This window comes from Vibrio algarum, from assembly GCF_028204155.1.
Classification (GTDB): Bacteria; Pseudomonadota; Gammaproteobacteria; order Enterobacterales; family Vibrionaceae; genus Vibrio; species Vibrio algarum.
The window spans coordinates 585,960-605,899 of sequence record NZ_JAQLOI010000001.1; the positions used below are offsets into that span (position 1 = coordinate 585,960).

Annotated in this window: 15 protein-coding genes and 2 pseudogenes; 8 read left to right on the forward strand and 9 right to left on the reverse strand. The window is 41.9% G+C overall.

Annotated features, from left to right (window positions below):
• Positions 1 to 15 precede the first annotated feature (15 nt).
• Complete coding sequence (gene rpoC / locus PGX00_RS03000) at positions 16 to 4,221, forward strand: DNA-directed RNA polymerase subunit beta' (RefSeq protein ID WP_272132675.1); 4,206 nt, start codon at positions 16 to 18, stop codon at positions 4,219 to 4,221.
• Positions 4,222 to 4,411: 190 nt separating this feature from the next.
• On the opposite strand, the gene rsd is transcribed toward rpoC, so the two are convergent.
• Positions 4,412 to 4,906 carry a sigma D regulator gene (gene rsd, locus PGX00_RS03005; protein WP_272132676.1) on the reverse strand — a complete coding sequence of 165 codons (495 nt, stop codon included), beginning with the start codon at positions 4,904 to 4,906 and terminating at the stop codon, positions 4,412 to 4,414.
• 184 nt (positions 4,907 to 5,090) lie between these two features.
• On the opposite strand from rsd, the gene nudC reads away from it, so the two are divergent.
• Both nudC and hemE read left to right on the forward strand, forming a co-directional pair.
• Positions 5,091 to 5,873, forward strand: coding sequence for an NAD(+) diphosphatase (gene nudC, locus PGX00_RS03010; protein ID WP_272132677.1), 783 nt, complete (start codon positions 5,091 to 5,093; stop codon positions 5,871 to 5,873).
• A gap of 248 nt (positions 5,874 to 6,121) precedes the next feature.
• Positions 6,122 to 7,189: a uroporphyrinogen decarboxylase gene (hemE, locus tag PGX00_RS03015; protein ID WP_272132678.1), complete on the forward strand. Its 1,068-nt coding sequence runs from the start codon at positions 6,122 to 6,124 to the stop codon at positions 7,187 to 7,189.
• Positions 7,190 to 7,281: 92 nt separating this feature from the next.
• Here the strand turns inward: hemE and PGX00_RS03020 are convergent.
• Positions 7,282 to 8,207 (reverse strand): annotated as a pseudogene (locus PGX00_RS03020) (D-2-hydroxyacid dehydrogenase).
• Between the two features lie 69 nt (positions 8,208 to 8,276).
• Between PGX00_RS03020 and PGX00_RS03025 the strand changes: the two are divergent.
• Positions 8,277 to 8,864: a YjaG family protein gene (locus PGX00_RS03025; protein WP_272132679.1), complete on the forward strand. Its 588-nt coding sequence runs from the start codon at positions 8,277 to 8,279 to the stop codon at positions 8,862 to 8,864.
• Between the two features lie 64 nt (positions 8,865 to 8,928).
• Here PGX00_RS03025 and PGX00_RS03030 read toward each other — a convergent pair.
• A pseudogene (locus PGX00_RS03030) lies at positions 8,929 to 9,980 on the reverse strand (CNNM domain-containing protein).
• A 268-nt stretch (positions 9,981 to 10,248) separates the two neighbouring features.
• Between PGX00_RS03030 and hupA the strand changes: the two are divergent.
• Together hupA and PGX00_RS03040 are read left to right on the forward strand one after the other, a co-directional pair.
• Positions 10,249 to 10,521 (forward strand): nucleoid-associated protein HU-alpha, encoded by a 273-nt coding sequence (gene hupA, locus PGX00_RS03035; RefSeq protein WP_272132681.1) that lies wholly within the window; start codon positions 10,249 to 10,251, stop codon positions 10,519 to 10,521.
• 47 nt (positions 10,522 to 10,568) lie between these two features.
• Complete coding sequence (locus tag PGX00_RS03040; RefSeq protein WP_272132682.1) at positions 10,569 to 11,267, forward strand: DUF1481 domain-containing protein; 699 nt, start codon at positions 10,569 to 10,571, stop codon at positions 11,265 to 11,267.
• Positions 11,268 to 11,333: 66 nt separating this feature from the next.
• On the opposite strand, the gene purD is transcribed toward PGX00_RS03040, so the two are convergent.
• Complete coding sequence (purD, locus tag PGX00_RS03045; RefSeq protein WP_272137905.1) at positions 11,334 to 12,623, reverse strand: phosphoribosylamine--glycine ligase; 1,290 nt, start codon at positions 12,621 to 12,623, stop codon at positions 11,334 to 11,336.
• Positions 12,624 to 12,821: 198 nt separating this feature from the next.
• Positions 12,822 to 14,414 (reverse strand): bifunctional phosphoribosylaminoimidazolecarboxamide formyltransferase/IMP cyclohydrolase, encoded by a 1,593-nt coding sequence (gene purH, locus PGX00_RS03050; protein WP_272132684.1) that lies wholly within the window; start codon positions 14,412 to 14,414, stop codon positions 12,822 to 12,824.
• Positions 14,415 to 14,711: 297 nt separating this feature from the next.
• Between purH and zntR the strand changes: the two genes are divergently transcribed.
• Positions 14,712 to 15,110: a Zn(2+)-responsive transcriptional regulator gene (gene zntR, locus PGX00_RS03055; RefSeq protein ID WP_272132685.1), complete on the forward strand. Its 399-nt coding sequence runs from the start codon at positions 14,712 to 14,714 to the stop codon at positions 15,108 to 15,110.
• A 92-nt stretch (positions 15,111 to 15,202) separates the two neighbouring features.
• Here zntR and PGX00_RS03060 read toward each other — a convergent pair whose 3' ends face one another.
• Together PGX00_RS03060 and PGX00_RS03065 are read right to left on the reverse strand one after the other, a co-directional pair.
• On the reverse strand, positions 15,203 to 17,167 hold the full coding sequence (locus PGX00_RS03060; protein WP_272132686.1) for a hypothetical protein: 1,965 nt from the start codon (positions 17,165 to 17,167) through the stop codon (positions 15,203 to 15,205).
• The gene (locus PGX00_RS03065; protein ID WP_272132687.1) at positions 17,164 to 17,880 is read right to left on the reverse strand and encodes an outer membrane beta-barrel protein; all 717 of its coding nucleotides are present in this window, start codon (positions 17,878 to 17,880) and stop codon (positions 17,164 to 17,166) included. Before PGX00_RS03065 ends, PGX00_RS03060 begins: the two co-directional genes overlap by 4 nt.
• Before the next feature lie 309 nt (positions 17,881 to 18,189).
• Between PGX00_RS03065 and PGX00_RS03070 the strand changes: the two genes are divergently transcribed.
• Entirely contained in the window at positions 18,190 to 18,534 is a 345-nt protein-coding gene (locus tag PGX00_RS03070; protein WP_272132688.1) for a site-specific integrase, read from the forward strand.
• Positions 18,535 to 18,634: 100 nt separating this feature from the next.
• On the opposite strand, the gene fis is transcribed toward PGX00_RS03070, so the two are convergent.
• Both fis and dusB read right to left on the reverse strand, forming a co-directional pair.
• Positions 18,635 to 18,931 carry a DNA-binding transcriptional regulator Fis gene (gene fis / locus PGX00_RS03075; RefSeq protein ID WP_272132689.1) on the reverse strand — a complete coding sequence of 99 codons (297 nt, stop codon included), beginning with the start codon at positions 18,929 to 18,931 and terminating at the stop codon, positions 18,635 to 18,637.
• Positions 18,932 to 18,955: 24 nt separating this feature from the next.
• The gene (gene dusB, locus PGX00_RS03080) at positions 18,956 to 19,924 is read right to left on the reverse strand and encodes a tRNA dihydrouridine synthase DusB (RefSeq protein WP_272132690.1); all 969 of its coding nucleotides are present in this window, start codon (positions 19,922 to 19,924) and stop codon (positions 18,956 to 18,958) included.
• Positions 19,925 to 19,940 lie beyond the last annotated feature (16 nt).

Consider the following 19,940-nt stretch of genomic DNA (forward strand, 5'->3'; position numbering starts at 1 on the left):
TTACAGGAGCTGATTGTGAAAGACTTATTAAACTTTCTAAAAGCACAGCATAAGACCGAAGAATTTGATGCTATCAAAATCGGTCTATCTTCACCGGACATGATTCGTTCATGGTCTTTTGGTGAAGTTAAGAAACCTGAAACGATCAACTATCGTACGTTCAAACCAGAACGTGATGGTCTTTTCTGTGCGCGTATATTTGGACCAGTAAAAGACTATGAATGTCTTTGTGGCAAATATAAGCGTCTAAAACACCGTGGTGTTATCTGTGAGAAGTGTGGCGTTGAAGTTACACAAACTAAAGTTCGTCGTGACCGTATGGGCCACATTGAACTAGCTTCTCCAGTTGCACATATCTGGTTCCTAAAATCATTACCGTCTCGTATCGGTCTGTTAATGGATATCCCTCTGCGTGATATCGAACGCGTACTTTATTTTGAAATGTACGTAGTAACAGAACCTGGTATGACTGATCTAGAAAAAGGTCAGATGCTTACTGAAGATGAGTATCTCGATCGTCTAGAAGAATGGGGTGATGAGTTCACAGCGAAGATGGGTGCTGAAGCGATCAAAGATCTGCTTTCAACTATGGACCTACACGCTGAAACTGAACAGATGCGCGAAGAGCTTGAGACTACTAACTCAGAAACTAAGCGTAAGAAAATCACTAAGCGTTTGAAGCTTGTTGAAGCATTCATTACTTCTGGTAACAATCCAGAATGGATGATCTTGACAGTTCTTCCTGTGCTGCCACCAGATCTACGTCCTCTAGTTCCACTAGATGGCGGTCGTTTTGCAACGTCTGATCTGAATGACCTATATCGTCGTGTGATTAACCGTAACAACCGTTTGAAGCGTCTACTAGAGCTAGCAGCTCCGGACATCATCGTACGTAACGAAAAACGTATGTTGCAAGAGTCTGTTGATGCGCTTCTAGATAACGGTCGTCGTGGTCGTGCGATTACGGGTTCTAATAAACGTCCTCTGAAATCTCTTGCTGATATGATCAAGGGTAAGCAAGGTCGTTTCCGTCAGAACCTTCTAGGTAAACGTGTTGACTACTCTGGACGTTCTGTAATCACAGTTGGTCCATACCTACGTCTGCACCAGTGTGGTCTTCCTAAGAAGATGGCACTAGAGCTATTTAAACCATTTATCTATAGCAAGCTAGAAACTCGTGGTATGGCTACGACTATTAAAGCAGCTAAGAAAATGGTAGAGCGCGAAGAAGCGATCGTTTGGGATATCCTAGATGATGTAATCCGCGAACACCCAGTACTGTTAAACCGTGCACCTACACTTCACCGTCTAGGTATCCAAGCGTTTGAACCAGTACTAATCGAAGGTAAAGCGATTCAGCTACACCCACTAGTGTGTGCTGCATATAACGCCGACTTCGATGGTGACCAGATGGCGGTACACGTACCACTAACTCTGGAAGCTCAACTTGAAGCTCGTACACTGATGATGTCGACGAATAACATTCTGTCGCCAGCGTCAGGTGATCCAATTATCGTACCTTCTCAGGATGTGGTATTGGGTCTTTATTACATGACTCGTGACAAGGTCAACGTTAAAGGTGAAGGCATGTACCTTGCTGGACCAGCTGAAGCTGAGAAAGCATACCGTACTAAGTCTGCAGAACTGCACGCTCGCGTTAAAGTTCGTATCACTGAGACTGTTGTAGATGAAGATGGCGAGAGAACGACTAACACTAGCATGGTTGATACGACAGTTGGTCGTGCAATGCTATGGCAGATCGTACCTACAGGCCTACCATTTAGTCTTGTTAACCAGAAGCTTGGTAAAAAACAAATTTCTACCCTTTTGAACGAGGCTTATCGTAAGCTTGGTCTAAAAGATACGGTAATTTTTGCTGACCAAATCATGTATACAGGTTTTGCCTACGCTGCACTTTCTGGTGTTTCTGTTGGTATCAACGACATGGTTGTGCCAGACGCTAAGTACACTGAAATCTCAGCTGCCGAAGAAGAAGTTCGCGAAATTCAAGAACAATTCCAATCTGGTCTTGTTACTGCTGGTGAACGTTATAACAAAGTTATCGATATCTGGGCGTCTACCAACGACCGTGTTGCGAAAGCGATGATGGATAACCTTTCTTTTGAAACTGTTGTAAACCGTGACGGCGAAGAGGAACAACAAGAATCGTTTAACAGCATCTATATGATGGCTGACTCCGGTGCTCGTGGTTCTGCTGCACAGATTCGTCAGCTTGCTGGTATGCGTGGTCTAATGGCTCGTCCAGATGGTTCAATCATCGAAACGCCGATCACTGCAAACTTTAAAGAAGGCTTGAACGTACTTCAGTACTTTATCTCAACGCACGGGGCTCGTAAGGGTCTTGCGGATACGGCACTGAAAACAGCAAACTCCGGTTACTTGACTCGTCGTTTAGTTGATGTTGCTCAAGATGTTGTAGTACATGATCATGACTGTGGCACTCACGAAGGTATCGACATGATGCCTCATATCGAAGGTGGTGACGTTAAAGTTGCACTTTCTGAGTTGGCACTAGGTCGTGTTGTAGCTGAAGACGTACAAAAACCAGGTACTGATGATGTATTGATTCCACGTAACACTCTTATTGATGAGAAGTGGTGTCAAATCATGGAAGAGAACTCTGTAGATAGCATGAAAGTGCGCTCAGTAGTTACCTGTGATGCAGACTTCGGTTGTTGTGCACAGTGTTACGGTCGTGACCTAGCACGTGGTCACCTAGTAAACCAAGGTGAGGCAGTGGGTGTTATTGCTGCTCAGTCTATCGGTGAACCTGGTACACAGCTTACCATGCGTACGTTCCACATTGGTGGTGCTGCATCGACAGCAGCAGCAGAGAACAGCATCCAAGCTAAGACAACGGGTACTGTGAAACTTCACAATGCTAAGTTTGTTACAAACAAAGACGATAAGTTGGTTATCACTTCTCGTGCATCTGAACTTACCATCATTGATGAGTTTGGCCGTACGAAAGAGAAGCATAAACTCCCTTATGGTTCTATGTTAAGCAAGAAGAATGACGAAGCGGTAACAGCTGGTGACGTAGTTGCTAACTGGGAAGCGCATACAATGCCAATCATCACCGAAGTGGCCGGTCGTATTCAATACGTGGACATGATTGATGGTGTGACAGTATCTCGTCAAACTGATGACTTGACAGGTCTTTCTTCAAGTGAAGTTACTGACCCTGCGGCTCGTTCTACTGCTGGTAAAGATATGCGCCCAGCGATCAAACTAGTAGACGCAAAAGGTAAAGATGTAATGATCCCTGGTACTGATATGCCAGCTCACTACTTCCTGCCTGGTAAAGCGATTGTACAGATTGAAGATGGCGCGGAAGTTGGTATCGGTGACACATTATCTCGTATCCCTCAGAAATCGGGCGGAAACAAAGATATTACCGGTGGTCTACCTCGCGTAGCTGATTTATTTGAAGCTCGTAAGCCTAAAGAACCTGCGATTCTTGCTGAGCACACAGGTACTGTGTCGTTTGGTAAAGAAACAAAAGGTAAGCGTCGTCTGATTATTACTAGAGATGGTGGTGATCATTACGAAGAGATGATTCCTAAGCATCGTCAGTTGAACGTATTTGAAGGTGAGAAGATTGAGCGCGGTGATGTTATTGCCGACGGTCCTGAGACTCCGCATGATATCCTACGTTTACGTGGTATCCGTGCAGTTACCTCTTACATCGCAAACGAAGTACAAGAAGTATATCGTCTGCAAGGTGTTAAGATTAACGATAAGCACATTGAAACTATCGTTCGTCAAATGCTTCGTAAGTGTACTATTACATTTGCTGGTGATTCTGAGTTCCTTGCTGGTGAACAGGTTGAATATGCTAACGTTAAGATTGCTAACCGTGCGTTAGTAGCTGAAGGCAAAGAGCCTGCGCGTTTTGAACGTGAACTACTAGGTATTACTAAAGCATCCCTAGCAACTGAATCGTTCATCTCAGCAGCTTCGTTCCAAGAAACGACTCGCGTACTAACAGAAGCAGCAGTTTCTGGTAAGCGTGATGAGTTACGTGGCTTGAAAGAGAACGTTATTGTTGGTCGACTGATCCCAGCTGGTACTGGTTTCGCCTATCATCAAGAGCGTCAAAAGCTACGTGCGGGTGGTGGTCCAGAAGCACCATCAGCTGAACAAGCAACAGACAACTTAGCGGCACTTCTTAATGCTGGCTTTTCTTCAGAAGAGTAGCGTTAATAAAGCTTAAATAAAAAGCACCTTAGGGTGCTTTTTTTGTGCCTGTAGCAAAGGCGGGAAAATTAGAATAAACAGAAAAATAGTAGAGTTGTTAGAAGTTGAATTTCAAGCAAACAAAACAAAAAGCACTGATCACTAGGAGTGATTAGTGCCACTATTACAGGAGGTTTTTGTTGTTTTACAACTATGCTCCTGGAGGTACAGCTAAACTATCTGCAATCAACTGGATAAGCTGATCTTCGACTTCGAAACGTGTTTCAGTAATTTCACCTATTAATGACAAATCATTGTCTAAGTCGTCGAGTGTGTCGACCTCACTAACGTTTGCATATTTGTCGGTGAAATTTAGTAAAGGGTCGGTTGTCAGTACGATTTTGCCGTAAGTTTGATTAATCTCATCAGTTGGAGAAAATCCGGTCGATTTCCATTTATCCATCACCATCTCATAGATCTTGAAATGGCCTTCAGATATATAATCTACAAGGTGTTGGCAAAATTTTTGTAATTCTGCCGGTGTAGGAAGTTGACCTACCGCCTTTTTATTTATGTTCGGTTTTAATGCCGCTAGATGACAATATTCTACGATTACGATTTGTCGAGTATCTAGCCAGTGATCAATTACTTCACTGGAACCGCCCCATTGCTCTTGTGTTTTTTTAAATTTATTTAACATGACCATGTCCCTCATGATCAGATTGCGCACATTGCTACAATCGAAAATCCCATTAACGGGTCGCTTAAATACGATTTTTTATCTTATTGATACCAAAAGCAATGTCTATGTATTATTCCGTGACAACTATTTCTGGTATGAATTTAGATTGCCAGTAAAATGGTTGAACTTCAAGCGAAGAGGTCAAAGGATGTTAAAAAATAGTGTTAATGACAGTGAGCTCGATGCGTATTGGATCGTGGTGAGCAACAGTGATATTTGGTTGCTGAATAAGGAAATACCACTAGGGACAGCTGAACAGCTAAACCTTCCATCAGACAAAGCGATTAAAATAGGTGAGTATTTCTCTAAGCCTGTCATGTGGGTAAATGAAGCAGATGTGGAGCGAGTACTAGAATTAGACTCTCTGAGAGAGAATTTGCTGATGCCACAAGAACTGTTTTTATTAGCCAGTAAGGCGGTTCAGTATGGTCATATGATACAGAGTCAGCGTTTTTGTGCGCAGTGTGGTGGTCGCAATTTCCTTAATCATAATGAAATTGCAATGCAGTGTGGAGAATGCCGGACCATACATTACCCACGTATTTTCCCGTGCGTCATTGTAGCCGTTCGTAAAGAAGGTCAAATACTTTTAGCTCAACACCCCCAGCATAAAGGTGGTATGTATACCGTAATCGCAGGGTTTCTAGAGGTTGGTGAAACCTTAGAGCAGTGTGTAGCAAGGGAAGTAAAAGAAGAGGCGGGTATCAATATTAAAAATATTCGATATTTTGGTAGTCAGCCATGGGCTTTTCCAACCAATATGATGGTCGCTTTTTTAGCTGATTATGATTCGGGAGACATTGAGCCTGACTATACTGAGCTTGCCGATGTTAAATGGTTCGAACCCAAGAAGATGCCAATAGTTGCTCCCGAAGGTACGATTGCTCGCGCTCTTATCGACAAAACGATTGAAGAAATAAATTTAAGATAAAAAAAACCCTCCGTAAACGGAGGGGGTAAGTAAGATGTCGTTATGAGATGTTTAGGTATTTTAGCTACCTAATTTTATTATTGTTTTCGCTAGCGGGTGGATTTGTATCATGCTCGTTAATGAGACGCAAAAGAATAATTAATTAAAAACTTGATAACATGATCTAGGACTCAAAGCTCGTATAGCAGCAGATTTAAAGAATGTTAGAATAGGTTTTTGAAAAATTATGCTCAAACTGGAAAGACGGAATGACCGAATTAAAAAATGATCGCTATTTACGTGCTCTATTGAAAGAACCTGTAGATTACACCCCTGTATGGATGATGCGTCAAGCAGGCCGTTATTTACCTGAATACAGAGAGACTCGCGGTCAAGCCGGCGACTTTATGTCTCTTTGTCGTAATGCTGAATTGGCTTCTGAAGTAACGCTACAGCCTTTGCGCCGTTTCCCGTTAGATGCAGCTATTTTGTTTTCTGACATTCTAACCATTCCTGATGCGATGGGATTGGGGCTACATTTTGAAACTGGTGAAGGTCCTAAGTTTGAACGCCCTATTACATGCAAAGCTGATGTAGACAAGATAGGCCTTCCTGATCCTGAAGGTGAGCTTCAATATGTTATGAATGCAGTGCGTCAAATCCGTAAAGATTTGCAAGGTGAAGTGCCTCTAATTGGTTTTTCTGGCAGTCCTTGGACGTTAGCAACCTATATGGTTGAGGGCGGGAGTTCAAAAGCATTCACGAAAATCAAACAAATGATGTATGCAGAACCCGCAACACTGCACTTATTGTTAGATAAACTAGCAGATAGCGTTATTGAATATCTAAATGCGCAGATCAAAGCTGGTGCCCAATCGGTCATGGTATTTGATACATGGGGTGGAGTACTAACACCGCGCGATTACAACCTATTTTCTCTTCAATATATGCAGAAAATTGTTGATGGCTTGATTAGAGAAAATGAAGGTCGTCGTGTTCCTGTTACTTTATTTACTAAAAACGGTGGTATGTGGTTAGAGCAAATCGCAGCGACGGGCTGTGATGCTGTTGGTCTTGATTGGACAATAGATATCGAGAATGCGAAAGCACGAGTTGGTGATAAGGTCGCCCTTCAGGGCAATATGGATCCATCCGTTCTTTACGCTCCTGCGCCACGTATCCAAGAAGAAGTCGCGACGATTCTAAAAGGCTTTGGTGATACAGGCACTGGCCATGTATTTAACTTAGGCCACGGTATTCACTTAGATGTGCCACCTGAGAATGCCGGTGTGTTTGTAGAAGCGGTTCATGAGCTATCTAAGCCTTATCACAAATAAAATCGATTGAGCGCTCACTCTGTTCGCTTCTAGACTTGTGAGTGCTCAACCATGCTTTTTCAAACTACGGATTATTTTTACACGAAGATTCATTAATAGCCCTTGTTAAAATCGATAGTATGTAAAAGTGAAAACCCATCCCGCCACCTTAAATAATTGTCTTTAAAAATTTCAAATACTTGCTCAGGAAAACTACACGCTGCCACATGAGGTGTAACCGTGACCTTGGGGTTGAGCCAATAAGGACAATCTTCAGATATTGGCTCATTGATAAATACGTCTAAGAAAGCATGACGTATATTATCCATTTTAAGAGCGTCAAGTAGACTTTCCGTATCAACGGAGTTACCTCGACCGACGTTAAAAAACAGCGCACCTCTACACGACGAAAAAAATCTTTGATCGAATATACCTGCTGTTTGTTCTGTATTTGGCAATGTAGAAACAATAATATCAATATTACTTAAAAGATCGTGGATCTGTTCAATATGGACAATCTCAACAAATGCAGAATCTTTGGGAGGGATCCCAGTGCGATTGACTCCAATAGTATGTAACCCAAATACTGAGGCAGATTGAGCCAAGTGGTTGCCTATGGCTCCGGTTCCTAAAATTAACAATTTTTCCCCGAAACTGTGTGGTATTTATGAGGAAGCCATTGCCTATTAGACTGTTGTATTTGATAGGTGTTGAAATGCCGAAAGTGCGATATAGCATACCCTAAAACATATTCAGAGATTTGTTGACCGAAAATGCCTTTTACATTGGTGAGTTGATAATCTTTACGAAGATTAGGTGCTATTAGTGTGTCAACGCCCGCATAAGCGGATTGCATCCATTCAAGGTTTGAGAACTCGTCGATAATTGCCGAGACTAATGGTGGCGAACCTAAAAGAATATTGGCTTCACTGTTGTCGTCAGTAATGACTAAATCAGGTAATTCAGCCTGATTCAGCATTTCAACGTATTCATGGTTATATTCAGTAATAATTTTGACTTTGTTTATAAAATTATCCATCTGCTTTCTTTTTTCCCTTTACTTTATCAAGTACACTGCCGCTGATTATTTCTAAACCATAGAGCTGATATGTTACAGAATCCACTGCAAGTACGTCTCGAGAAATTTGAACCTTGGCAACAAATAACCTTTATGGCTTGTTTGTGTGAACGTATGTATCCGAATTATGCTGTATTCTGTGAGAATACAAAATTTGCGGAAGCGCGTGTATATCGCGATATCCTAGATAGTATCTGGGAGTTGATGACGGTAAAAACGGCAAAAATTAATTTTGAACGTCAATTAGAAAAACTAGAAGAGCTTATTCCTTCGTCGGAAGAATTTGACTTCTACGGAGTCTACCCCGCTATTGATGCATGCAAAGGTTTATCACAGTTGATTCATGGTTTGCTAGATAGAGATTACTTGTTCGAAAATATGCTGTCGTTGAGCGAATTGTCTGTTTTGACGGTTGCTCAATTGGAGGAAGCGCAAGGGTCTGAAGAAATCACAAATGAAAATCAAAAAGATAATGAAGCAGTTTGTACTGAATGGGATGTCCAATGGGCCATCTACAGACCGCTGAAAGATGCAGAGAAGCGCGATGTCGAATTGATTAAAGACTTACGTCAAGAAATCAAGGATGAAGGTATTAGTAATCTAGGTATTTCAGTTTAATCAATATTAAAGGAGGCGATAGCCTCCTTTTTACGTATGCGGTTTAGCTATTGGCTACTAGCGCTTAGTCGTCATTGCTTTCTTTGACGTCGTGCAGTTTTTTCCACGTCTCCCAGCGTTGGTAAGCTAATTCTTGCATATCTGTTGTTTTGTCCGCTTCATCTACTATCTCTTCGCCCAATAAATGTTCAAAGATATCTTCAAGAGTAACAATCCCTTGAATTGTGCCATATTCATCTACAACCAAGATTAATTGTAGGCGGTTGCTCATCATGTGATCAAACGCTTTAGGTAAAGCCGTGTTGTTAAGAAGGACATTGATTGGCCGCATAACCGCACCTAACTGCCTTTCACCTTGACCCAATTGCTGTAATTTAAACAGCTCTAATCTATGGACGAACCCTAAAATATTATCCTTTTGTTGCCCATAGATAAGCGGTCTTGAAAAAGGAATATCTTTATGTCTGTTTATAAACTCATTGATAGTGAGTTCAGCTTCTACTCTAAAGACCACTGGTCTAGGCGTCATGATTTGTGTGATAGGTACATCGTGTAATGTCAGTAGGTTGTGAAGTATTTTTGATTCACCTTCATTAAATTCACCACTTTCTTTAGCTAACATGGCCATTGCAGACATTTCATCGCGCAATTTAGGTGGCGTGTGGCCACGTGCCAAGCGTTTGGTAATCTGTTCTGATAACCAAACAAACGGGGTTAATGCCCATACCATCCAGCCAAGCATTGTGGCTGCTATTGGAGCGAGTTGTCGCCAATATGTTGCACCGATAGTTTTTGGTACAATTTCTGATAGCAGTAATATCCCTAATGTTAGAAGCGCAGAAAATAAGCCTAACCACTGATTACCAAATACAGCGGCAGCTTGAGCACCGGCACCTGCTGCTCCAATAGTATGAGCGATGGTATTTAAAGTTAATATTGATGCTAAAGGTCGGTCAATATTATCTTTAAGTTGACTCAGTTTTGGTGCAGAGGGGTGTTTTTTTGTCTTAATTGAGCCAAGTAGCTGGGAGTAATACTCAGTAAAATGGCTTCAAGTACTGAACACACGAACGAAACACCGATGGCAATAGTGATATATATAGTAAGTAAAAACATGCGTTTTTAAGAAAATTCCTATGTGGTTTATTAATAAATCAAAATGATTTATATACAATATATAAGGCTTACATACTGTATTTACTAGTGTTACTGCGTAGCAATTAACGTTTTTGGCATGTGAAAGTGTATCAAATTGTGAGTTATTACTCATAATCAGCTTAAACTTTCGTCATTTAAGGAAAAGTTCATCGACAAACCTTTGCCAGACGGGGGCTTTATGCATTACAGTGGTTCGGATTCGATAACACATAAGAAGGGAAACCTAATGAACAAGACCCAATTAATCGACTTTATCGCTGAAAAAGCGGATCTATCTAAAGCTCAAGCTAAATCTGCTCTTGAAGCAACTCTAAGTAGTGTTACTGATACACTAAAAGAGGGTGACCAAGTTCAACTAATTGGTTTTGGTACATTCAAAGTAAATCACCGAGCAGCACGTACTGGTCGTAATCCAAAGACTGGTGAAGAGATTCAAATTGCTGCGGCTAATGTACCTGCATTTGTAGCTGGTAAAGCACTGAAAGAATCAGTGAAGTAATATAATTGACACCGAGCCAAGTGCTCGGTGTCATACTTATATCCTCTATGAAAAATTATTTTATAGCGCCTCTATTCTCCGCATTTCTTTTGGGTTGTTCATCTAGCCCAACGACAAATAATACCGACATTTTCAATACTATCACTGGTGGTCAATCCGCGGGTGATGCCACAAGTTTCTATTGGTATACCGAGCGCTTAGACCTTCCTTTCTCCGCATCCGATTATGTCGCCTCAGGTGACTATGGCTGGTATAAGTCAGACTATCGTTGGAGAAAAAGTATTATTAAGGAAATAGTTCGAGAAGGAGTGCAAAGACAAGCTTCGATGGATCTTGTTCCTTATCGTATACACTTGCGCTTTGACAACACTGGTGAGGCGGTTTACCAACAATATAGGCTTGATGGTAAGGTGCTTCCTTTAAGAACCGGTCAGATACAAATGCTTTTGAATGAAGCAGAATCGATTCAGGTCGTAACAAAACAACAAGATAGTAAAGGCTCTGAACTGATTCAAGGGTATTGGGATGGCGAGGTATTTAACCGCTGCGATGGAAATAAATTCGAAAAAATAGAATTCAATCAAACGTTACCCACTTTTGTCATTAATCGACTTGCAAACCTAGACAGCTATGCTGCGTTTGTAGGTGCGACCCCTATTAACAAGATAGTAGTGAATGACCTATTAATGTTAGAAGATGAGAGTTTTGATTGTGTTGAAAGACCGATACTTATTAAAGATGAGTAGATGGTTTATTTGATTATATGATTTTAAAAAGGCGCATAATGCGCCTTTTTTGATACAGAAAGGAAACTACTTTCGATTTTCTCTCTCTATCGCTCTGTAGCCAATATCACTACGATGGAACATACCATCCCAACTTATGCGCTTTGTAAGTTCATAGGCACGCTCTTGCGCTTCTGAGACCGTATTACCTAGTGCTGTAGCGCAAAGCACTCGACCGCCATTCGTTACAACATCGCCTTCTTTGTTACTTGTGCCAGCATGGAATACTTTTTCACCTTCTACTTCATCTAATGAAAGCCCGGAGATAACATCTCCTTTAGCGTAATCCGCAGGGTAACCACCAGCAGCAAGTACAACCCCTATAGAAGCACGCGGATCCCAATATGATTCCGCATTCTCAAGGTTTTCATCAAGCGCATCTAAGCATAAGTCGACAAGGTCAGACTCCATACGCATCATAATTGGCTGTGTTTCTGGATCTCCAAATCGACAGTTATATTCGATAACTTTCGGTGTGCCATCTGCATCTATCATCAAGCCCGCGTAGAGAAAACCGGTATAAGGGTGACCTTCCGCATCCATACCGCGAACTGTTGGATAGATCACTTCTTCTAGAATACGTTCGTGTATTTCTGGGGTCACTACAGGTGCGGGAGAGTAAGCCCCCATACCACCAGTATTTGGGCCAGTATCTTTGTCGCCAACACGTTTATGATCTTGGCTGGTGGCCATTGGTAGGACACTTTTACCGTCAACCATCACAATAAAGCTGGCTTCTTCGCCTTCAAGAAATTCTTCGATAACGACTCGACTGCCTGCATCACCAAAGGCATTACCTGCGAGCATATCTTTGATAGCCTCTTCAGCTTCTTCAAGTGTCATGGCAACGATAACGCCTTTACCTGCTGCTAAACCATCTGCTTTTATTACAATTGGTGCCCCTTTTTCACGAACATATTCGATAGCCGGTGTAATTTCAGTAAAGTTTGCATACCAACCGGTAGGGATATCGTGACGAGCTAAGAAGTCTTTGGTGAATGCTTTTGAACCTTCAAGCTGTGCTGCGGCTTTAGTTGGACCAAATATAGGTAAATCAGCTGCGCGGAAAGCATCTACGACACCAAGAACCAGAGGGACTTCAGGGCCAACGATAGTCAATTCAATAGACTTTTCTTTTGCAAACGCGACTAAAGCGTCGATGTCTTCTACGGCTATGTCAACGTTCGATAGTTTTGGTTCTAGTGCTGTACCAGCATTACCAGGTGCAACATATACCGTTGCAACGTCTGGGTTTTGCGCGGCTTTCCAGCCAAGTGCATGCTCACGACCGCCTGCACCTATGATCAATACATCCATTTTTTCAATCCTTATAGCTACGTCAGTGATGCTGCTTCTGCGTCCAAAGTGCTCATTTACTGACGTAAACGGCGTGCTTTTTCCTTGGATGAGCTTCACTGACTTGCTCTAATGCTTAAAAAACTCCCTTTTATAAAAAGGGAATCAAAAATTTCAAATCTACCGCCTAGGACAGAAAATAGAACCTAGGCGTATTAATTAATGGCGGAAATGGCGCATGCCAGTGAATATCATTGCCATACCATGCTCATCAGCAGCTTCAATTACTTCATTGTCGCGCATAGAGCCTCCTGGTTGGATGACACACTTAATTCCGGCTTCTGCTGCTGCGTCAATACCATCGCGGAATGGGAAAAATGCATCTGATGCCATCACGCTACCAGGAACTTCTAGCCCTTCGTCTGCGGCTTTTATACCCGCAATCTTAGCAGAGTAAACGCGGCTCATTTGACCAGCACCGACACCAATAGTCATATCACCTTTAGCATAAACAATGGCATTAGATTTCACATATTTTGCTACTTTCCAGCAGAACAGGGCGTCTTTTAGTTCGTCTTCTGTTGGTTGACGTTTCGATACAATTGTAAGGTCGTCTTTGGTAACCATACCTTGATCGCGGTCTTGGACTAATAGACCACCATTTACGCGCTTAACATCGAAGCCAGTTGTTTTGGTCGTCCATTCACCACACTCAAGTAAGCGAAGGTTTTTCTTGGTCGCTACAATTTCGATTGCTTCTGCAGATACGCTTGGTGCAATGATAACTTCAACAAACTGACGCTCTACAATCGCTTGCGCTGTTTCCGCATCTAGTTCTTGGTTGAAAGCAATGATGCCACCAAACGCTGATGTAGGGTCTGTTTGATATGCTCTGTTATAGGCTTCAAGAATATCCTTACCAAGCGCAACGCCACATGGGTTTGCGTGCTTAACGATAACACAAGCTGGCTCAGCAAATTCTTTAACGCACTCAAGTGCTGCATCAGTATCTGCAATATTGTTATAAGAAAGGGCTTTGCCCTGAATTTGACGAGCAGTAGAAACAGAGGCTTCTTCTGGGTTGCTTTCAACATAGAAAGCTGCGGCTTGATGGCTGTTTTCGCCATAGCGCATATCTTGTTTCTTTTCGAACTGTTGGTTAAAAGTACGAGGGAACTTCGATTCCTCGTCACCTTCTTTGTTTTCACCATAAGAAGGAACCATCGTCCCGAAATAGTTTGCGATCATACCGTCATAGGCTGCGGTGTGCTCAAATGCTGCTATTGCAAGGTCAAAACGAGTTTCTAAGGTTAGAGACTTGTCGTTTGAATCCATTTCTGCGATTACACGGTCGTAGTCAGATGCGTTAACTACAATCGCAACATCTTTGTGGTTTTTTGCAGCACTTCGAACCATTGTTGGTCCGCCGATATCGATGTTTTCAACGGCATCCGCTAATGTACAACCTTCTTTTGCTACTGTCTCTGCAAACGGATACAGGTTTACAACAACCATATCAATCGGGTCGATACCGTGTTGTTCCATTATGTCATCGTCTTGACCACGACGACCAAGTACACCACCATGAACTTTAGGGTGTAAGGTTTTTACACGACCATCCATCATTTCAGGAAAACCGGTATAATCAGAAACTTCAGTAACCGCGATACCTTGTTCAGCTAACAAGCGAGCTGTTCCTCCAGTCGATAAAATATCGACGCCACGATTAGAAAGAGCTTGAGCGAACTCAACAATACCAGTTTTGTCTGATACGCTGATAAGAGCACGGCGGATTGGGCGGGCGTTATTCATTGCTTCCATTTTCCTCGAATTCACAGAAATAATTTTAAGGGATATGCTTATGCCTATCGTTCGTGATAGGTATAAAGATATTTACCAAAAATGAAGGCGTTTCTACTTCCTTTAGAAAGTGGGGCATTTTTGGTAAAGACCTTTGTAGAATAAGCAGTTTCTTGCTCAGATAAAAGCTCTGTGTTTTGATGGCGCGTATTCTACCCAATTTGTGCCGAAAATGCTCGCGCAATCGATTGGCTTCACATAATTAATTAAAAGTGGCTTGTTTTTTAAACAGAAAAGGTAAGGGTAAAAATGTACTTAATTGGAGAGTTGGCAAAAATAAGTGGAGTTACAACCGATACTCTTCGATTTTACGAAAAAAACGGCCTTATTCAACCAACTGGTCGCAGCGATTCTGGTTATCGTATTTATTCTGATAACAGCCTTGAGCAAGTTAAGTTTGTTCTGAATTCGAAGCGGTTAGGGTTGAGTCTTGATGAAATTAAAGAGTTGTTAGACATTCGCCTTGAAGCGACTCAACACAGCTGTGCTGAAGTAAAAGGTATTACGTCGGCGAAATTATTGCTGATTGACGAAAAAATCAAAGAACTAACAAAAATTCGTAACGCACTAAAAAAGATTAATGATGCTTGTTGTGGGCATAGCGATGATGACGCAAGTCACTGTTCTATTTTGGAGGCATTGAAGTAATGAACGAAGTGGAAGGTTAGCCCTGCATAGTAAAAGCTCAAGCAAATTAAATTGCTTGGGCTTTAAGTCGGGTAGCTTAGTTTGCGACAGAATTAAGGGTTAAGCTTCATCCAGCTGTCTACTCTTCCGTCATAGTTATAATCGCCAGACTTATCGTCTTTCTCTAATGTTTGAGTAATTAGCACCCCTGTCGACTGGTCAATGACCTGCGAATCAATTCTTAATGGGTTTCTTCCCATGTTTATCTCATCACCATCAGAGACACCGTCACCATCAGTGTCATCATTCGCAACATCTAGACAAGGTTGAAAAAACACCCCTTTAGGTGCTGACATATTATCGATACACGTCTGCATTTCGTATTCATCTGTTAAGCCGTCACCATCACGGTCGAAGTCTGCTGGTTTTGTTGTAAAAACAAGAGTATCAAGCTCGTCTTTAACTACTGACGAGTCGCCGCCGAACGTTTCACTTCCCCATGTAACCAGAGTACCGTCAGACTTTAGCGCTGTGGCTCCTCCATTAAGGCCAACATGTACAGATACAATATCGGTTAAATCATTTTTAACGCTTGATGAATCACCACCGTTTGATGGGTCGCCCCAAGTCGCCACTGTACCGTCAGATTTCAATGCTGAGAACGTATAAAAACCACTTAGTATTGATACCACATCAGTCAAGTCGTCTTTAACACTAGACGAATCACCACCGTATAACCAATGACCCCAAGTCACGACAGTGCCGTCAGACTTTAGCGCTGCGAACGCACTACTCGTACTTGATATTGATATAACATCAGTTAAGTCATTTTTAACGCTTGATGAGTCACCGCCGGCAGACGAGTCGCCCCAAGTCACGACAGTGCCGTCAGATTTTAGCGCCGCGAATGCACTGGTATCGCCATATACAGATACAATATCAGTTAAATCATTTTTAACGCTTGACGAGTCAGCAATAGTACTATCGCCCCAAGTCACGACAGTGCCGTCAGATTTCAGTGCTGCGAATGCACGATTAATATTATATAAAGAGACAATATCGACTAAGTTGTCTTTAACGCTTGACGAATCACCACCGTGAGATGTAAGGCCCCAAGTCACGACAGTGCCGTCAGATTTTAGCGCAGCAATCGCATAATAATTACTGGATATTGATACCACATCAGTCAAGTTATCTTTAACGCTTGACGAGTCAGCAATAGCACTATCGCCCCACGTCACCACTGTGCCGTCAGATTTTAGTGCTGAGAATCCATGAAGGTGACCATATATAGAGACAATATCGGTTAAATCATCTTTAACACTTGACGAATCACCACCGTAAGATGTGAGGCCCCAAGTCACGACAGTGCCGTCAGATTTTAGCGCGGCATATGCCAGTAGTGAACTTGATATTGAGACTACATCGACTAAGTCATCCTTAACCTCTGATGAGTCAGCAATATAACTATCGCCCCACGTCACCACTGTGCCGTCAGATTTTAGTGCTGCAAACGTAGGGCCACCACTTGTTATTGAGACCACATCGACTAAGTCATCCTTAACCTCTGATGAGTCACCACCACCATAGTCATCCCCCCACGAGATCACTCTTCCGTCAGAAGTTAGTGCGGCGAATGCAGAGTCATTACTATATATCTTCTTTATGCGAAGTATCGGTTGACGAATAGTTAGCTCAACAGATTCAATGAAGGTTACACCATTCATTGTCCCTGTTGCGGTGATGGTTGCCGTACCCGGAGATACGCCTGTAGCCATACCACTGGCGTTATCTATAGTCGCTATAGTGATATCAGAGCTAGACCAAGAAAGTTCAGGAGCCGTCGTTAAATCCACAATGGAGTTATCGGATAGTACGGCTGTTGCGATGTACGCTTGAGTCGTATTGACCAAAATATTAGTTAAAGTAGGCGTGACCTGAAGATCTGTAATAACGACACTTTCTATATCAGGGTTATTCAAAAGGTCACCTGATTCCCCCACAATACCATTATCTCCATTACAAGCCGCAAGCATCAACGACATTAAAAATAAGCACATAAGTGTTAAAAAATTCATTGATTGATCCCATTTTTAATCGATGCTTGGTTGCTAACGTTTTTAATCTCCGTTGTAGGTTTCATGGTTTGAGTGAGCCTTGTAGTAAAAGGTTTTTTCTGGCCAAAATGATAAGTTAATCCTAACGATATGAAATGCATATCAGCCTGCATTAGTTCATCATTCCCAATACCATCTATAAACTGATATTCTCCACGAAGAGACCAGTTTTCAGATAACAAATAATCCAATCCCACCGCAGACACGATGCCCCATTCATTAGACGTTTGCTCGGCAATTGAGCCGCTTTCTTTATCAATATTTTGATAAGCAGCTCCTGCTCTAAGGTAAATATCAAAGTGCTGAGAAACGTCGTATGAAAATAGGCCAGTAAGCTCACTCCCCAAGATATCCGCACTAACCTTGCTTGCCCCATAACGAGCGTTTGGTGAACCATAGTCGGTTACTGCCGCTTCAAGCGCAAACCAAGGTGTAAATTGATAACCGCCATACAGACCAAAGCCAGAGGTATTGTTGTTACACTCAGAACTACCACTTGAACATGCATCTTGAAAGTTCGTCCACCCTCCGCGTAAACCGATATAAATATGTTCATTATTTTGGTGTGTCTCAATCAATTTATTTTGTTTAATTGGCTGAACAGAATGCACTTTGGCGTGAGCTGTCATTGAAAGTAATAATAAAATTGAGGCACTTAATAAATATGTTTTCATTTTTCCATCTCGATAAAACAGGTGATCGTTAAATATAAAACGACCAAGAAATGAGCATTATTTAATGTAATCGATAACATTAATTTCATGGATAGCATTCCATTATTGTTATTTACAATAAAATGCTAAGGCATCATTAAATCCGTCATTTCTGAATGGGGTAATAAACTAGAAAAATTCGAACAACGGTAAAGCGAGAACGTTTTTCCGTTATGTAGCCGATGGGCTTTGTTTAGAGTAATTACAAGTAAGATATCTGAAGGTGTAGCGTATCAGCGAATGCATTTGTGGCATTCGTATAGAATCCACATGTTATTGAACGGAATGATGATTTTTGAAAAACTAAAACATAACGAAGCGTGGACGCTGCATTATTTACGCAGAACGATGGTGACTAGGCTTAATGATTTAGGCGTTTATCCTCATGTGGCGGATCACTTGCTTGGTCATATTGTTTCGCCACTAAGCCATAGCGCTTCGGCTTTAAATTCAAGAGCATGTTTGATTCGTGTTTTCTTAGTGGTCATTGTTAACCTCGTTAGTAATTACTCACTTAACTCAGTGTCCAAAATTTCTGGTGCGGATCATTTCATTATTCTTGATAGAAGTGGATATATAAAAGTAAGATCAAATAGTACTTTTAGTCGAAGCTAGAGAAAATTCACCGCGTGTAGCAATGTGTGCAGCAAATAAATAAAAGGCCAAGAAGATAAATCTCCTTGGCCTTTTAAATCAATAGTTTACAAACTGGTTTTTAGTTCATGCCGTATTTTTTTAGTTTCTTACGAAGAGTACCACGGTTGATACCCATCATATTTGCTGCGCGTGTTTGGTTACCGCGGGTGTATTGCATGATGGTGTCTAGTAGTGGTTGTTCAACTTCAGCCAATACTAGTTCGTACAGGTCGTCAACGTCCTGGCCATTTAACTGAGCAAGGTAATTTTTCAAAGATGCTTTTACAGAGTCACGTAATGGCTTCTGAGTGATTTGATCTTGTGAAGTTACAGTAGTTACTGTTAGTGGTTCGGAAGTTAAATTTTGTTCGAACATATTATGTCTAGCTCTTCTAGTAATTTATGATGCAAATTGTACAAAGTAACCTTCTAGTGCATCCAGTTGCTGGCTCGCAGCATCTATAGCGTTGAAGGTACGGCGAAACTCACTAGCTTGTTCATGCTCTTTTAGATACCAACCCACATGCTTACGTGCGATGCGGGGGCCAAGAAACTCACCATAAAAGCGATGAAGTTCTTGAACATGTTCAAGTAAAATCTCCTTTACTTCCACAATTGGAAGCTCAGGCATAGTGGTGCCGTTTTCCAAATAGTGTAGGATTTCCTGAAAAATCCATGGTCGACCTTGGGCAGGCCGGCCAATCATTAAAGCGTCGGCTCCGGTATAATCCAAAACTTTTTTGGCTTTCTCTGCACTGTCGATATCACCATTGGCAATAACGGGTATAGAGATAGCCGCTTTGACGGCTCTAATGCTGTCGTATTCTGCCTCGCCTTTGTACATGCAGGCTTTTGTTCTTCCATGAAGAGCAAGAGCTTGTATGCCGCAGCCTTCGGCCATTTTAGCGATTTCGACACAGTTTTTATTGTCTGTATCCCAGCCTGTACGGGTTTTCAGAGTTACTGGTACATCTACTGCATTAACCACTTCAGTTAAGATTTTTTCAATCATATCTGGGTGTTTTAGCAGAGCTGACCCCGCAAGCTTTGAATTCACCTTTTTAGCTGGGCAGCCCATATTGATATCGATGATTTGTGCACCGTTTTCAACACTATATCGAGCTGCTTGCGCCATTAACTTAGGATCAGAACCCGCAATTTGTACTGAGCGAATACCCGATTCGCCTTTATGCACCATGCGTTGCTTAGATTTAGCCGTTTTCCATAGCTTCGGGTTAGATGACATCATTTCACTGACAGCCATTCCCGCTCCATATCGGAGGCATAACTCTCGAAAGGGTCGATCGGTGACACCTGCCATAGGAGCAACAATCAAATTGTTCTTAAGTTGATGATTTCCGATTTTCAAAAGGTCTTCACAGTTC

Coding starts and splice junctions, on each gene's coding strand:
- rsd (WP_272132676.1), bottom strand. CDS start 4,906: ATGGTCATGTTAAATAAATTTAAAAAAACACAAGAGCAATGGGGCGGT.
- nudC (WP_272132677.1), top strand. CDS start 5,091: ATGTTAAAAAATAGTGTTAATGACAGTGAGCTCGATGCGTATTGGATC.
- hemE (WP_272132678.1), top strand. CDS start 6,122: ATGACCGAATTAAAAAATGATCGCTATTTACGTGCTCTATTGAAAGAA.
- PGX00_RS03025 (WP_272132679.1), top strand. CDS start 8,277: ATGTTACAGAATCCACTGCAAGTACGTCTCGAGAAATTTGAACCTTGG.
- hupA (WP_272132681.1), top strand. CDS start 10,249: ATGAACAAGACCCAATTAATCGACTTTATCGCTGAAAAAGCGGATCTA.
- PGX00_RS03040 (WP_272132682.1), top strand. CDS start 10,569: ATGAAAAATTATTTTATAGCGCCTCTATTCTCCGCATTTCTTTTGGGT.
- purD (WP_272137905.1), bottom strand. CDS start 12,623: ATGGATGTATTGATCATAGGTGCAGGCGGTCGTGAGCATGCACTTGGC.
- purH (WP_272132684.1), bottom strand. CDS start 14,414: ATGAATAACGCCCGCCCAATCCGCCGTGCTCTTATCAGCGTATCAGAC.
- zntR (WP_272132685.1), top strand. CDS start 14,712: ATGTACTTAATTGGAGAGTTGGCAAAAATAAGTGGAGTTACAACCGAT.
- PGX00_RS03060 (WP_272132686.1), bottom strand. CDS start 17,167: ATGAATTTTTTAACACTTATGTGCTTATTTTTAATGTCGTTGATGCTT.
- PGX00_RS03065 (WP_272132687.1), bottom strand. CDS start 17,880: ATGAAAACATATTTATTAAGTGCCTCAATTTTATTATTACTTTCAATG.
- PGX00_RS03070 (WP_272132688.1), top strand. CDS start 18,190: ATGTTATTGAACGGAATGATGATTTTTGAAAAACTAAAACATAACGAA.
- fis (WP_272132689.1), bottom strand. CDS start 18,931: ATGTTCGAACAAAATTTAACTTCCGAACCACTAACAGTAACTACTGTA.